This window comes from Flavobacterium anhuiense, assembly GCF_900101855.1.
GTDB lineage: Bacteria > Bacteroidota > Bacteroidia > Flavobacteriales > Flavobacteriaceae > Flavobacterium > Flavobacterium anhuiense.
Genome location: NZ_FMVC01000010.1, coordinates 15,964 through 29,847, shown reverse-complemented (window position 1 = coordinate 29,847; position 13,884 = coordinate 15,964). Strand labels below are relative to the sequence as shown.

General features: G+C 34.8%; 15 protein-coding genes. 1 reads left to right on the top strand and 14 read right to left on the bottom strand.

All coding sequences use genetic code 11. From position 1 onward, the window contains the following. Positions 1–96: 96 nt before the first annotated feature. The 7 genes from BLP44_RS21635 to BLP44_RS21605 form a co-directional block, all read right to left on the bottom strand. A complete protein-coding gene (locus BLP44_RS21635) occupies positions 97–927 on the bottom strand; it encodes an MlaD family protein (protein WP_066034196.1) in 831 nt (276 codons plus the stop codon). A 22-nt stretch (positions 928–949) separates the two neighbouring features. Next, entirely contained in the window at positions 950–1,726 is a 777-nt protein-coding gene (locus BLP44_RS21630; protein WP_370516257.1) for an ABC transporter ATP-binding protein, read from the bottom strand. Positions 1,727–1,730: 4 nt separating this feature from the next. Beyond that, positions 1,731–2,489 carry an MlaE family ABC transporter permease gene (locus BLP44_RS21625; protein WP_008467754.1) on the bottom strand — a complete coding sequence of 253 codons (759 nt, stop codon included), beginning with the start codon at positions 2,487–2,489 and terminating at the stop codon, positions 1,731–1,733. A 249-nt stretch (positions 2,490–2,738) separates the two neighbouring features. Continuing rightward, positions 2,739–3,983, bottom strand: coding sequence for a beta-ketoacyl-ACP synthase II (gene fabF, locus BLP44_RS21620; protein ID WP_091136209.1), 1,245 nt, complete (start codon positions 3,981–3,983; stop codon positions 2,739–2,741). Continuing rightward, positions 3,983–4,540, bottom strand: coding sequence for a TetR/AcrR family transcriptional regulator (locus BLP44_RS21615; RefSeq protein WP_008467749.1), 558 nt, complete (start codon positions 4,538–4,540; stop codon positions 3,983–3,985). The genes fabF and BLP44_RS21615 overlap by 1 nt, the downstream gene beginning before the upstream one ends. A gap of 145 nt (positions 4,541–4,685) precedes the next feature. After that, positions 4,686–6,956, bottom strand: a complete 2,271-nt coding sequence (locus tag BLP44_RS21610) for a glycosyltransferase (protein ID WP_091136207.1) — start codon at positions 6,954–6,956, stop codon at positions 4,686–4,688. Further along, a complete protein-coding gene (locus BLP44_RS21605) occupies positions 6,937–7,995 on the bottom strand; it encodes a glycoside hydrolase family 130 protein (RefSeq protein WP_091136203.1) in 1,059 nt (352 codons plus the stop codon). The genes BLP44_RS21610 and BLP44_RS21605 overlap by 20 nt, the downstream gene beginning before the upstream one ends. Positions 7,996–8,264: 269 nt before the next feature. Here BLP44_RS21605 and BLP44_RS21600 point away from each other — a divergent pair, with 269 nt between their 5' ends. Further along, positions 8,265–8,426 carry a DUF1328 family protein gene (locus tag BLP44_RS21600; RefSeq protein ID WP_008467744.1) on the top strand — a complete coding sequence of 54 codons (162 nt, stop codon included), beginning with the start codon at positions 8,265–8,267 and terminating at the stop codon, positions 8,424–8,426. Positions 8,427–8,512: 86 nt separating this feature from the next. Here BLP44_RS21600 and BLP44_RS21595 read toward each other — a convergent pair whose 3' ends face one another. The 7 genes from BLP44_RS21595 to BLP44_RS21565 form a co-directional block, all read right to left on the bottom strand. Next, positions 8,513–8,980, bottom strand: a complete 468-nt coding sequence (locus BLP44_RS21595; protein WP_008467741.1) for a hypothetical protein — start codon at positions 8,978–8,980, stop codon at positions 8,513–8,515. A 27-nt stretch (positions 8,981–9,007) separates the two neighbouring features. Continuing rightward, positions 9,008–9,517: a DinB family protein gene (locus BLP44_RS21590; RefSeq protein ID WP_091136200.1), complete on the bottom strand. Its 510-nt coding sequence runs from the start codon at positions 9,515–9,517 to the stop codon at positions 9,008–9,010. Positions 9,518–9,694: 177 nt separating this feature from the next. Then, on the bottom strand, positions 9,695–9,904 hold the full coding sequence (locus tag BLP44_RS21585) for a hypothetical protein (RefSeq protein ID WP_008467738.1): 210 nt from the start codon (positions 9,902–9,904) through the stop codon (positions 9,695–9,697). Between the two features lie 13 nt (positions 9,905–9,917). After that, positions 9,918–10,298 (bottom strand): DoxX family protein, encoded by a 381-nt coding sequence (locus tag BLP44_RS21580; RefSeq protein ID WP_066034202.1) that lies wholly within the window; start codon positions 10,296–10,298, stop codon positions 9,918–9,920. A gap of 344 nt (positions 10,299–10,642) precedes the next feature. Beyond that, positions 10,643–11,374 (bottom strand): GNAT family N-acetyltransferase, encoded by a 732-nt coding sequence (locus BLP44_RS21575; RefSeq protein WP_091136195.1) that lies wholly within the window; start codon positions 11,372–11,374, stop codon positions 10,643–10,645. Positions 11,375–11,445: 71 nt separating this feature from the next. Continuing rightward, a complete protein-coding gene (locus tag BLP44_RS21570; RefSeq protein WP_008467729.1) occupies positions 11,446–12,051 on the bottom strand; it encodes a Crp/Fnr family transcriptional regulator in 606 nt (201 codons plus the stop codon). 263 nt (positions 12,052–12,314) lie between these two features. Continuing rightward, positions 12,315–13,733, bottom strand: a complete 1,419-nt coding sequence (locus BLP44_RS21565; protein ID WP_091136193.1) for a TolC family protein — start codon at positions 13,731–13,733, stop codon at positions 12,315–12,317. Positions 13,734–13,884: the final 151 nt, after the last annotated feature.

Genomic DNA, 13,884 nt, shown 5'->3' with positions numbered 1-13,884 from the left:
TGATTGTGAATTATAAATTGTGAATTATGAATTGTGAAACATACGCTCAGGAAAGCATAAAATGAGAATTGGAATTTTGGAACTTAAAATTTGGAATTATTTTTTGGCATCTTCCTGTTTTTGCTGTTCTTCTTTCTCTTTCTGTTCCTTTTCCTTGGCAGCTTTTTCCTGTTCCTCTTGCTTCTCTTGTCTTGCTTCTTGTTTCTCTTTTTTCGCTTCCTCTTGTTTTTCTTTTCTTTCCTCAGCCTTCTCCTTTTTCTCCTTTTCTTTTTTCTTGAAGTAACCTCTAAAAAGGAAATTACTTTTTGCAGCTTCCATATTTTCGCTGAAACCTTTTGTTCCAGTTTCTAGATTAGAAAGCGTATTCGAAACGCTGTTGGCCATTTTATCGTCTTTCACCAATCTTGCTAAAGCACCGTTCCCATTGTTCATGCTGTGGCTGAAAATGGCAAGTTCCTCAGAAATGATACCGACATTATCTACACTTTTCTTCACGCTTTTCATCAGATCCTGCATTTCAATTCCGTCAACAGAAGCAATCTGTCCGTTGTCTTCGATAACTTTTTTAGATTTGGCGCCGGGTGAAATGGTCAGCACTTTGTCGCCCATTAGACCATCTGAACCAATACTGGCTGTTGCATCGGTTTTAATAAATTTTCGAACTTCTTCTTTCATTACTAAAACCACTACGACTGTTGAGTCATTTTTTAGCTGAATTTGTTCTACGGTTCCCACATTAATTCCAGAGAAACGAACATTGTTTCCGACTTCTAAACCGCTTACCGTTTTAAATTGAGAAGTAATATGAAAGGTAGATCCGAAAAGGTTTTGCTGCTTTCCGATAAAGTATACGGCCATTATAAAAAGCAGTAAACCTATCGTTACAAACATTCCCAATTTCCAAGTATATCCAGATTGCTTTTCCATGATTTCTATTATTTATTTTGCTTTATTCAAAAAATGAGCGTACCCATTCGTCTTCGTCTTTTTCTAATTCTTCGTATGTTCCTTCGGCGTGAATCACACCCTCTTTTAAAACCACAATTCGGTCGGCGGTCATTTTTGCGCAGGCCATATCGTGGGTGATAATAATCGAAGAGGTTTTTTGTTTGTGTTTAATGTCCAGAATCAATTCACTTATTTCTCTTGATGTTATAGTGTCCAAACCCGTTGTGGGTTCGTCATACAAAATGATTTCTGGTTTTAAGATTAAAGTGCGAGCCAAACCAATTCTTTTTCTCATACCACCCGAAAGTTCAGACGGCATTTTATCTACGGCATCTGCCAGTCCCACATTTTCTAGCGCTTCCATTACTTCGTTTTCAACTTCTTCAGGGCTTAAATCGCGTTTGTGTTTGGTCAATGTAAAAGCGAGATTTTCTCTAACTGACATCGAATCGTAAAGTGCTCCGCTTTGGAACAAAAATCCGATTCGGACTCTAATTTCATTCAGCTCGCTTTTTGAGATATTAAGAACGTTTTGATCAAAAACTTTAATTTCGCCTTTGTCTGGTTCAATCAATCCCACAATACATTTTATGGTAACCGATTTTCCAGAGCCTGAACGTCCTAAAACCACTAAATCTTCGCCTTTATTCAAAGTGAGATTTACGCCTTTTAAAACGGCATTATCTTTACCAAAAGTTTTATGCAGATCTTTAATCTCGATAATTGGAGTCTGATCTTTTTCTTTTGTTTTAGGTTCTTTATGTAATTTTTCCTTCATCATTTTAAAAGAATAAATCGGTTATTTGTACAGCGACCATATCGATAATAAAAATGCTCAACGATGCTGTCACCACAGCAGAATTGGCAGCTTGTCCCACGCTTTCTGTTCCGTTAGAAGCATTAAAACCTTTGTAACAGCCAATAATTCCGATAAAAAATCCAAAGAAGAAAGTTTTGAGAGTGGCTGGAAGCAGATCTAAGTATTCTAAAGACTGTACAATCTGGGTTAAAAAGCGGTAAAAGTTGACATCGCCATGAATGTTAATGCCTACATAACCGCCAATAATTCCAATGGCATCTGCAAAAAACACCAAAATAGGAACCATCAAAGTACAGGCTAAAACTCTGGTCACTACCAAATAGTTGTACGGATTTACCGCTGACACTTCCATGGCGTCAATCTGTTCTGTAACTTTCATCGATCCTAGTTCGGCACCGATTCCAGAGGAAATTTTTCCTGCACAAATCAAAGCAGTGATTACTGGAGCAATTTCTCTTATTAGAGAAAGCGCCACCATTCCAGGAAGCCAAGATTCGGCACCAAATTTCACCAATGTTGGGCGTGATTGAAGCGTAAGCACCAGCCCCATAATAAAGCCTGTGATAGCAACGAGTGGGAGAGATCTATAGCCAATGACATAACATTGTCTGAGAAACTCTTTGGTCTCATAAGGCGGAATCAAAACTTCCTTAAAGAACCTTTTGGCGAATATAGTCGTCTCTCCAATTTCGGCGAATGTATTTTTAATATTGAGAATCAAAATGGTTTTGTTTTTAGTGTGAATTATGTAATTTGAAAATCAATTATTTAACAGTTTTTTTCAACTCATTAAATTCTATACGAAAGTTAGCCCTATACTTGTTAAAATATATTACACAACTTTTTTGAAGCCTTATATAATTTTCATAAACACGCAATAATTCAAATAAATTGACGTTTTGAGACCAAACAAAAAATCCCTTTCATTACGAAAGGGATCTAAATTGATTTTTACTTTTTAGCTAAATATTTATTCTGTAAATTTTTTAAATATAGAACTGGCTACATGACCACCAAATCCAAAAGTATTACTCATTGCATAATTCACTTCTCTCGATTGTGCTTTTCCAAGAGTTAGATTAAATTTGTCTGCAAAATCTCCTTCTACGTTTTGAGTGTTTATAGTTGGTGGTACAATATTTTCTTGAACAGATTTTATGCAGGCAATTGCTTCAATTGCTCCTGCACCGCCAAGTAAATGTCCAGTCATTGATTTTGTGGCACTTATATTCGCGTTTGGATTTATTCCAAATACTTTTTCAACAGCTTTAAGTTCACTTAAATCACCAGTTGGAGTAGAAGTTGCATGGGCGTTAATGTAATCAATTTGATTTGGTGTAATTCCAGCTTCTTCTAAAGCGAGTTCCATTCCTAAAACGGCACCTTCACCTTCAGGATGAGTTCCTGTTAAATGGTAGGCATCGGCAGCTAATCCGCCACCAACAATTTCGGCTAGGATTACTGCATTTCGTTTTATAGCATGTTCATAGCTTTCTAAGATAACAACTCCGGCCCCTTCGCCCAAAACAAATCCATCTCTTGTGATATCAAAAGGGCGTGAAGCTTTGGTGTAATCTTCATTTAATGTAGACAATGCTTTTGAAGCATTGAAACCTCCAATTGAAGATTCTGAAACCGAAGCCTCAGAACCGCCGCTAATAATCATATCGGCTTTGCCCCAGCGAATGTAATTAAATGCATCTATGATGGAAGTATTACTCGCAGAACAAGCCGCAGCTGTAGTGTAATTTATTCCTCGAAGACCATATTTAATAGAAATAACTCCCGAAGCTATGTTAACGATTCTTTTTGGTATAAAAAAAGGACTAAATCGTGGAGATCCATTTCCTAGTTTATATTCTCCAAATTGTTCTTCAAAAGTTGATATGCCTCCGTCACCGCAGCCCCATATTACACCAATTCTGTTTTTATTTAAGTTTTCAAAATTGATATTGGCATTTTTTATGGCTTCGTCTGTAGCATGCAGAGCATACTGTGTAAAAAGATCGTATTTCCTAATCTCATTTTTTTCGAAAATATGCTGTACATCAAAGTTTTTAACCTCACATGCAAATTTAGTTTTGAAATGTGTTGTATCAAATCTTGTAATTGGAGCGGCGCCGCTTACTCCATTTATTAATGAATTCCAATATTCCTGAACACTATTTCCAATCGGAGTTACTGCCCCTAATCCTGTTATGACGACTCTTTTCATTATTTCTTAGGTCTTAATTCTGTTAATATTGTTTCTTTTACCAATTCAAAATCATCGTCGCTTGTTAGTCTTGATAGCTGGACGATCGCGACCATGTTGGTAATTATCATTATGGCTTTTGTTCTAGGTAACATTTCATAGGCAAATTGGTTAAGTTCTTTTCCTTCGATTAAAATTTCAGTTAGCCAATTGATTACAATTTGGGCAAATTTCTGAAGTTCTGTTTTTATGGAATTGTCTAGTGTATTTAAGTCTGTAGCTAATGATCCTACTATACAGACCTTATTTTCCTTTTTAATTTGTGTCTGAACCTCTAAAAAAGCTTGAAGTTTTACTAATGGAGACTCATTGGCAACTTTTTTCTTTAAAGCTTCACATCTTGCAATATGTTCCTTAATGGTCGCTACGCCAAGATCTGATTTTGTTGGGAAATGATAATGAATAGAAGCCGTTTTTATGCCTATATCATTAGAAATATCTTTAAAGCTAAAGGCATTGTAGCCTTTATCTCGAATAAATTGATCTGCTTTATCTATAATATTTTCTTTTGTAGTCATAGCGATAATTTTTACGGCAAAAATACTACCTATTAGTAGATAGGCAAATTTATTTCAATATATTTTATAAACAAAAAATCCCTTTCATTAAGAAAGGGATTTTCAGGGTTTAAATGAAGTATTTGGTTAGCTTCAATTTCTTTTGTTATAAATTTATAGCAATGCCGCTTCGTGATTTCATTAAAGGAATGACACGTGATTGTGACATGGCCAGTTTTTCCATTAATAATCTTGCGGTTAAATAGCAAACTGTAGATTCTGCACCTTGATTTAGGTTGACATTATGTTTCTCAAGCCCGTCGTAACCACCACCGCTTACTGGATTATACATAATCTGGTTCAAATGATTTTTTCCTAAAAACCAGTTAAATGCGGCTCTCATTTTCTTTTTGTATTCTGGGTTTTTAAAGGCATTATAAAATGCATTTAAAGTCTGAATCGTGTAGGTAACATCAATTGGCTGTTCTCCGTACTGGCTTGGTTCTGAACCTTTATGATGCCAGCTTTGGTTTGAAATAGCTTTGAAAGTTCCTTTTATAAACGTTTTTGAAATCAAGAAATCTAAAGAGTCCAATGCTACTTTTTTGTAAACTGGTTTATTGGTAATTAAATAAGCGTAAAGCATTGATTCTGGCAAAATGCTGTTTCCATACGTTAGATAATTTTCAAACCATTGCCAATCTTCTGTGGCAGTGTCTTCGTAATTCGCCAGCAATTTTGCATTTAGCTTATTGATGATAGCTGCAACATACAAATTCGGAATGGTTGAATGGTATAAATACAATCCTTTTGTAGCAAAACCAATTGAACGAGGCGATTGGATATTTTCAGCCCATTTTAAGGTATTCAATAAACATTTGGTTGCCTTTTTACTTATAGCTTCTGGGAGAATATCCGACATAGAAACAACAGTTCCTAAAGCCCAAATGGCTCTTGCATTTGAATCTTCAAGATTTACTTCGGCATTTTGCTCAATATGTTCGCGGTTTTCCTTATCGACATAATTGATAAAATCTCCTTTTGGTTTCTGACAACGCTGAATGAAATCTAAATAAATTAAGATATAAGCGAGATCATCTTTGTCTTGAGTCAGTTTATAATGCATGCAAAACGCTATTAAAGCTCTTGCATTATCATCTAAAGTATATCCAGAATCTAAATCCGGAATAGAAATTTTACTGAACTGAATAATTCCTAATTCTGTAGTCAGTTTTTTGATATGTTTCAGCTGAATAGGAGGGTAACTGTATTTAATTTCTGAAGGATTTTTGAACAGGTTTTTATAAGTATTCATTTGCGTGATGGCAACATTTTCCCATGATGAAGCTCTCATTTTGGTAAATGAATTAATTCCCATTTCGTGTCTTAAATTCTCATCTTCAATCAATTTAATTGCTGCGGCCGCAAATTGATCTGCATCTCCAATATCACATAAAATTCCAGAATCTGGAGTTAAAACCTCTCTGGTGTGCGGAATTTTAGATGCCACGATCGGACACGCACAACTCATCGCGTAAGCAAATGTGCCGCTCACTGCCTGATTCGGGTCTTTTGACGTAAACATATAAATATCTGTTGCTTTTAAATATTCTAAGAGCTCATCGGTATCCAAATATTTATTTATGAAGCGTACATTGTCTTGAAGATTTAATTCTTTAACTAAACCTTCCAATTTATCACGATACGTGTCAATTCCGTCTTTAATTAAGTTAGGGTGTGTTTTGCCAATAATAAGATACAAAGCATTTGGCGCTTTTTCGATAATTTTTGGCAGAGCCTGTAAGCCTGTTTCTATATTTTTACCTTCGCCCAAAAGTCCGAAAGTAGCCAAAACCAATCTATCTTGAATTCCTAATTTTTCTTTTGCCTGTTCTGGAGTTTCGTATATCACAATATGAGTTCCATGAGGCACGCAAGTAATTATTTCTTCATTGATATCGTAGTCTTTGATTAAAATTTCTTTTGATTTATTAGTCATCACAAAAACCGAATTGCTGTAGTCCAATAGCAGTCTTACGAATGTTCTCAATTCGTCATTCGGATTCGGAATTACACTATGAAACGTAAACGTAACAGGTGCTTTAATAACATTTAAAAAATCTAAAAGATGGTCACCGTAATTTCCTGAAAACAAACCAAATTCATGCTGAATATGCACTAATTTCACAGTTTCATCTTGATTAATTTCCTCGGCAACTCTAGCGTATTCTTCTCGATTTTTAGTGTTTAAGGTAAATGCCTGCGTTGGCTGATCTTTGGGTTTATCAACAAGTTCACATATTTCGCATTTGATAGATTTACCGTAAACATCTGTGATTCCTTTGATGGTATCTTGAGTATAGGTTGCTATGCCACATTGCGTAGGCGGAAAAGTAGATAAAAAAACGATTTTTGATTTATTTGATATTGTTTTCATGAGAGTTCATTTTTAATTCGGTTAATAACTCGTTAAGGTTCAGAGATGCCACCGCAATCTTATCATCGGCAGCGCCATAATAAATATATAGTTGGTCATCAAAAATGGCAGTCCCTGTCGGGAAAACCACATAATTGACATAGCCATGTCTTTCGTAATATTCTGAGGGAGTAATAATGGGTTTTGGCAGTCTTGCAATAACTTTTGACGGATCTTCTAAATCCAGTAAAACAGCTGCGGCATGATAAACCAAACCTTTCTCTCTCCTTTCAGCAGCATGATAAATTAAAAGCCAGCCGTCTGCTGTTTCTATCGGCGGGGCTCCAGGACCAATATGACTTGTTTCGTGATCATATTTTGGTTCCATTACAATATGATCGGGAAGATTTTTTAAATAGTTTTTCCAAAAATCTTCTGTCAGTTCTGATTTCTTTTCAAACGAAAAAATCTGAATGGATGGAAATAAGCGATGCAGGGCAACAAACTTTCCATTAAATTTCTTCGGAAAAAGAACCACATTTTTATCCCATACAAACAGATTCTCTTTAATAGTTTCCGTAAGCGGATAATTTCTTTCCATATTAAAAGCTAAGATCTTTGCAATGCTCGGATTCTGTAAATGCTTTCTAATAAGATTTGTAAATTCATTAAGAATAAATTTTGGCGTTATAATTCCCTTCTTCTTAAAAATTTTTAAATCTTTTGAAACTGCCAAAGCGCCACAAGCATTAATTCCATCATAAGTAACGTAAGTCATGTAAAACCTGTCGTCTATTTTAGTGATTCTCGGATCTTCTACACCATGAATCTCATAAATGTAATCTGGCACAAAAACCGGCTGAGTGCTTCTTTCAACTAATGTAGTTGGACCTTCAAAACGACAATATCCAATGGTTGAAAAATTTCCTCTTTTGGCCGCTCTGTAAAACATGTGTACAGTATTTCCGTCTTGATAAATGGCAGGATTTAAAACACCTAATTCCTCAAAAGCCCGATCTGTTTTTTCTAAGATGACACCATGTTTCCTAGCTTCTTCCATTACCTTTAAAAATTTTATCTAAAATTACTTTGAGATGGAAGCGGCAATTAATCCAATCGATCAAAAAATTAACTCAAAAGCGTAAACATGGTAATTCTGTAAGGCTTTGAAATAATAGTGAAAGTGGCGTGGGTTCTAGTGTTGTTTTAGTTTTATTGAGATAATAATAAAGCGCATAGAGTTAACAAGATTTGTAGGAATAAAAGAACTTTGAGATAAACAAAAAGGCTTATAAAACAGTCATATTAAGAACTTAAAAATCAAATATTATGTTACGTTGGACAGTTATATTTATCATTTTGGCTATTATAGCCGGAATTTTTGGTTTTGGCGGAATTGCCGCTGGAGCCGCAAGTATTGCAAAGGTTTTATTCTTCATCTTTTTAGTGCTATTTATTATATCATTAATAACAGGAAGAAGAAAAGTTTGATTTTAAGGGGACAAAGTTCCAGAGTTACAAAGTGTCAAGTATTTTAACCTTTGTAACTTTGTCTCTTTGCAACTTTGTCCCTTCAATTAGTACCATTTTGCATAATATTTCCGAGTTATAAATGCTATCGGAATCCCTACACAAAAAATCACAATAAGTATAGAAAGCAATAGCGGAAAATCTAGTTTTTTTTCTGGTAAAACTGGAAATACGATGGGGAGAACCACAAGATTCATTACAACCCAAATAAAGAAGCCATAAGAAACTCCCGAGAGTAAAGTGTTTATTTTAAAAAATGGGATATAAGGGAAAATCTTAAAATAAAACCAAGCAAAAATAAAAGCAATTAAGAAATGAAGTCCCAAACCCACAAAAGTCATTTCTGTTCCTGCTGTATAAGCCTCTTTTTTAAAAATTCCGCTTGCAATAGATTGTAAAATTTTTTCGGCTGTTGTTTTATGTAATATTCCTGCATAAATCAAAATAGCGGCAGTAATATCTAATGTCCCTGCAACTAAACCAGATGAAACAATGGTTCTAACTTTTGATCTCATAAAAATTGTTTTGAGTTAAATACTGATTTATTGTTTTTTAATATGTTCGTAAATCGATTTTAACTGCTGCGTATGTCTCTGCGTGTGCACAATGGCAAAATGAAGCCATTCGTAAATCGTGAAATATTCAAAACCAGGTACTTTAGCATCCAAGCATGTCAGTGTTAAATCGTAAGTTTCTGCAGCTTCAAACAAATCATTTTGTATTTTTTTTACAGAAGCCAGCAGAGTGCCTTTTTCATACTCAATAGCAGGAGGTTTTATGTTTTCGGGTGATTGATATTTAGTAGTATAATCTAAAAAGATGGAGTCGAGTCCTTTTACGTTTTCGTCAGGTTCTCTATTGGTTTTTTCGGTTTTTCCAGCAAATAGCATGGTAAGACCTGAGCAGGCTAGAATACAGTGCTGTACGGTTTGTCCAGCCGTCCAGCTTCCTTCAAACGGAACAACATTGATTTCTTCTTTTGAAAAAGAAGAAAGTAAGTCGCCCAATTTACTGTAGGTTTCCAGTATGGTATTTTGAATAGCGCTCTTCATTTTTTTAATTTTAGAAATTGAAAATTCGACAGTATAGGTTTACCGATTGGTTAAGAAAACCTCAGTACATAATCTGGCGAAATTAAATTTATAGAATTAGGGGAAATGATACTCCTTCAAATATACAATAAAAAATATTAAAATGCTATAATTCAGGTATTTGAGAAGTGTTAATTTTTAAGGAAGCACTTCGCAGAAGTAACCGTGCGAATTTAAAATGTCGATAATTTTTGTATTCGAAATGGCGGGTGCATGAATGCGGAGGATTTTGTCACAATCTTCTAAATCGAAGTTGATCGAGCCGTTGGGATAGTGCTCAAGAAGCTTCTCAATGATGATGTTGCATTGAGATTCTTCTTGAACATTTGTTTTAAAAACTTCAATCATAAAGTTTTGATTTTTAGAGCGCTATATTTTTATAACGTTGTATTCTGTGATATGTTACATAAGAAATAATTAAAACTGCAAAAACAATTAAAGGAAAGAATCCTTGAAAACCGATTCCGTCAACCGCAAAATGGCTTATGGAAGCAAAAATGAAATCAAAAGCAAATCCTGCATAAGCCCATTCTTTGATTCGCCCTGGCACTTGTGGAATAATTAAAGCTAAAACGCCAAGGATTTTAAACACGACTAATGCATTTCCGAAATATTCTGGATAACCCAAATGTTTGATTCCTTCTTTGGCTAATTCTGTTTGAGAAGTCAATGCCGGCATAACGCCTTCAAATAAAAAGATTAAAATAGTAGTAGTCCAGAAAATGATTTTGGTTGTCTTCATTGGGTATTTGTTTAAAAGATTATTAGTTAATGTATTACAAATGTACTATTCTTATTTTTTAACAAAATACCTATTTATGACTATTTTGGGGGCATTTGGGACATTCTTGATTTTAGATTTTAGAAGTTAGATTTTAGATTGAAAATAGTTCTCGCAAAGGCGCAAAGGCGTAAAGTTTTTATTTTAAAGCCACAGATTCAAAAGATTTAAAGGATTTGTTTCTCGCAGATTTGGCAGATTATTTATTAAAAAATCTAATCTGCTTAATCTGCCAAATCTGCTAGAGCTAAAAAAAAAATTGCGACTTCGCGACCGAATTGGAATTGGATTTTAAAATTTGGAATTTAACTCAGTTGATAATTCGTAATCGTAAACAAATCCTCAAAACCTAATCTCGTATAAATGCCTTTTCCTAATGCAGAAGCTTGTAGTTGCGCATATTCGCAATTGGCATCAATAGCTTCATTGATAGCAAATTTCATGATTTCTTCTGCGAAACCTCTTTTGCGCATTTCTGGGATTACGCCGACACCGTGAATTCCCATTGTTTTGTAGGTTTGAAAAAGAGTAAGCGTTCCAATCGCTTTTCCTTCAAAATGAACTAAATAAAACTTTGCATTTTCGTAATTAGCAATCAAGGTTTCTTTGCTGATTACATAACTAAAAGACATTGGATAAATATCTGACCAGGTTTTGGCATCTTCTTCATTTAAAACTCTCTTGAAAGTAAGATTGTTTTGAAGCGGAAATTTTTCTCCCAGTTTTAAAGCCATCGCTACAAGCTGAATTCGGATATGAAAGCCATTTTTTTCGAAAATTTCTTTCGAATTGCTTCCAAAAATATCCCAATACGGAATAACCAAACCTGGATTTTTCTCCATCGTTTCCTGAATCTGCAGAAAGTTTTCTTCGGTAATATCTTCTCTAGACCATAATCTATTTGGCCAGCCTGAGTTTTTTATTTGAGAAAATTCAAAAGGATCATTTTTATGATAAGAAAGGAGCGGAGTTGCAACAGTTTTCCAAAGAGTGGTGAGATTGTCAATATTGTCTTTAATGAGGTTTATATGGTTCATTGTTATGACGAGTTTTAATTATAGCACAAAGATAAATTGGTTCTCTTAGAAAAGCCTTTACATATGTTGATTCACGAATCTTTTTCCAGACTTTTTCTGATTCGGCTTAACTGCGTTGGCGTAATGCCTAAATGCGAAGCAATATGCAATAACGGAACCCGATCGGCGATTGTTGGGTGCGTTTCAAGAAGATTAAGGTATCTTTCTGTCGCATTCTGCATAACTAGCGCGACTTCTCTTTGTTCTTTTTCTATAATCCAGTTTTTCTCTAAATAGGCAATGTAGAAGGTTTTAAGATCATCATTTTCGCTAATCAATTGGATATATTTTTTGTAATTAAGTCTGATTAAAATACAATCTTCTAAAGCTTCGATCGTAAAACTAGAAGGAGTTTGCAGTATTGATGAAACTTTAGAGCATGCCAGTTTGTTTTCGAGAAAAAGGTTTTTGTTATAGAAATTTCCTTGTTCGTCTGTAATAAAAGTTCGTAAAATTCCTTTTGCAATAAAATAGAGATTTTTGCAGATTTCCCCATTTTCTAATACTATTTCTCCTTTTTTGACGGTCTGGAAATGTGTTAAGTTTTCAATTGATTTCCATGACTTTTCAGAAATAGGAGCGTAACTTTCGAAATATAATTTTAGATTGTTGAGGTATGTTTCTTTGTTGAAGGTCATAGATTGTTTTGTTTTTGCCACAATCCCGATAGCTATCGGGACTAAGGCATAAAGTTTATTGCCACGAATTTCACGAATTTTCGCGAATTATTTTTATAATTAGAGAGAAAAGAAATTAGTAAAAATTAGTGAAATTCGTGGCAAACAAAAAAACTTCGCGTCCTAGCGCCTTTGCGGCAAAACGTAAAAAACGCCATGAAACCTAAGTTCCACAGCGTTTTCATCTCAAAAAATAAATAATTAACGGGTAATGTAACGAGGTATTATTTCCAGCCTCCGCCTAAAGCGCGGTATAAATCTGTATTGGCTGTAAGCTGTTGTCTTTTAATATCAGCAAGTTCCAATTCGCTTTGCAAAAGATTCGCTTGAGCTGTTAAAACTTCAAGATATTCTGCCAAACCATTTTTGAACAAAAGATTTGCATTTTTAATAGCCTGCTGTAATGTTTTTACTTTTTCTTTCAAGAAAGTTTCTTGCTGCTGTAATTTTTCTACTTTAACCAAAGCATCAGAAACTTCGCTTACCGCAACCAAAACCGATTGTCTAAAAGCTAAAACGGCTTTTTCTCTTTCTGCTAAAGCAATATTATATTGCGTTTTAAGTCTTTTGTTATTCAAAAGCGGTTGTGTTAAACCTCCTGCAACAGTTCCGAATAAAGAAGCCGGAATGTTGAACCAATTGCTGGTTTCAAAAGAGTTTACGCCGCCTTGAGCCGTAATTCTGAGAGCTGGGTATAAATCCGCTTTCGTGATACCGACATTTGCGTTGGCGACTTTAAGAGCCAATTCTGCACTTTTTACATCAGGTCTTCTGCTCACTACGGCAGAAGGAATTCCAATTGCTGTATTGTGTTTCACTTCTAGTGCGCTTAACTTAACGGATCTTTCTTTTGAATTCGGAAAAGAGCCAGTTAACACACTCAAAACATTTTCCTGAATCGCAATGTTTTGTTCCAATAATGGAATCAATTGTGCTGAGTTTAATTTCTGTGCTTCCGATTGTTGAATCGCTAAATTGGTTACCTGACCAGCATCGTATTTTAATTTGATAATATTCGTTGTACTATCATTTAAACGAAGGTTTTGTCTGGCAATATCCAATTGTGCGTCTAACATCAAAAGATTATAATATCCTCTAGAAACATTAGCCACAATATTGGTCTGCAATGCTTTTTTTACTTCTTCAGATTGAAGATATCCTGCGTAAGCCCCTTTCTTTTGGTTTCTGATCTTTCCCCAAATATCAGCTTCCCAAGAAAGAGAAGCTCCAGCAGAATAGTCGTCAATATGTTTGGCGCCAATGGCCTGATTTAAGTTTAATCCTGTAAAACTATTGTCTGACGGATTGCTTGTACTGGCATTAACGAATAAGTTAACTTGAGGCACATTTCCCCATTTTGACTGTGTAAAACGGTATTGTGCAATTTCGATGTTCTTTTCGGCAATCTGAAGGTCGTTGTTTCTGGCAACGGCACTGTCAATTAATTTGATAATATCTTTTTCTGTAAAGAAATTTTTCCACTCCACATCGGCAATACTGGTTGTATCACTCGAAACCGATGCATTCCTGAAATTCTCAGGAAATGCATCTTTTGGAGTTTCAATATCCTTAGAGACTTTACAGGATATTAAAGTCGTGATCAGAATGGCGAAGGTCACGATTTTGGTTATATGATTTTTCATTAGTCTTTTTATTAAATTTCTACCCGTTGGGTTTATTCTTTTCAACACATAGAGACATAGTTTTTTGAGGCTCTAGAAAGGCGTTTCACTTGTTTTAAATGCACATAGTTTTGCTATGTGTTGAAACTAGTTTCTTCTAATCTCTCTTTTA

Bases quoted from the DNA above. Each gene is read 5' to 3' on its own strand.
- BLP44_RS21600 (WP_008467744.1), top strand. From the start codon at position 8,265: ATGTTACGTTGGACAGTTATATTTATCATTTTGGCTATTATAGCCGGA.
- BLP44_RS21635 (WP_066034196.1), bottom strand. From the start codon at position 927: ATGGAAAAGCAATCTGGATATACTTGGAAATTGGGAATGTTTGTAACG.
- BLP44_RS21595 (WP_008467741.1), bottom strand. From the start codon at position 8,980: ATGAGATCAAAAGTTAGAACCATTGTTTCATCTGGTTTAGTTGCAGGG.
- BLP44_RS21615 (WP_008467749.1), bottom strand. From the start codon at position 4,540: ATGACTACAAAAGAAAATATTATAGATAAAGCAGATCAATTTATTCGA.
- BLP44_RS21565 (WP_091136193.1), bottom strand. From the start codon at position 13,733: ATGAAAAATCATATAACCAAAATCGTGACCTTCGCCATTCTGATCACG.
- BLP44_RS21605 (WP_091136203.1), bottom strand. From the start codon at position 7,995: ATGGAAGAAGCTAGGAAACATGGTGTCATCTTAGAAAAAACAGATCGG.
- BLP44_RS21610 (WP_091136207.1), bottom strand. From the start codon at position 6,956: ATGAAAACAATATCAAATAAATCAAAAATCGTTTTTTTATCTACTTTT.
- BLP44_RS21570 (WP_008467729.1), bottom strand. From the start codon at position 12,051: ATGACCTTCAACAAAGAAACATACCTCAACAATCTAAAATTATATTTC.
- BLP44_RS21580 (WP_066034202.1), bottom strand. From the start codon at position 10,298: ATGAAGACAACCAAAATCATTTTCTGGACTACTACTATTTTAATCTTT.
- BLP44_RS21590 (WP_091136200.1), bottom strand. From the start codon at position 9,517: ATGAAGAGCGCTATTCAAAATACCATACTGGAAACCTACAGTAAATTG.
- BLP44_RS21630 (WP_370516257.1), bottom strand. From the start codon at position 1,726: ATGAAGGAAAAATTACATAAAGAACCTAAAACAAAAGAAAAAGATCAG.
- fabF (WP_091136209.1), bottom strand. From the start codon at position 3,983: ATGAAAAGAGTCGTCATAACAGGATTAGGGGCAGTAACTCCGATTGGA.
- BLP44_RS21585 (WP_008467738.1), bottom strand. From the start codon at position 9,904: ATGATTGAAGTTTTTAAAACAAATGTTCAAGAAGAATCTCAATGCAAC.
- BLP44_RS21575 (WP_091136195.1), bottom strand. From the start codon at position 11,374: ATGAACCATATAAACCTCATTAAAGACAATATTGACAATCTCACCACT.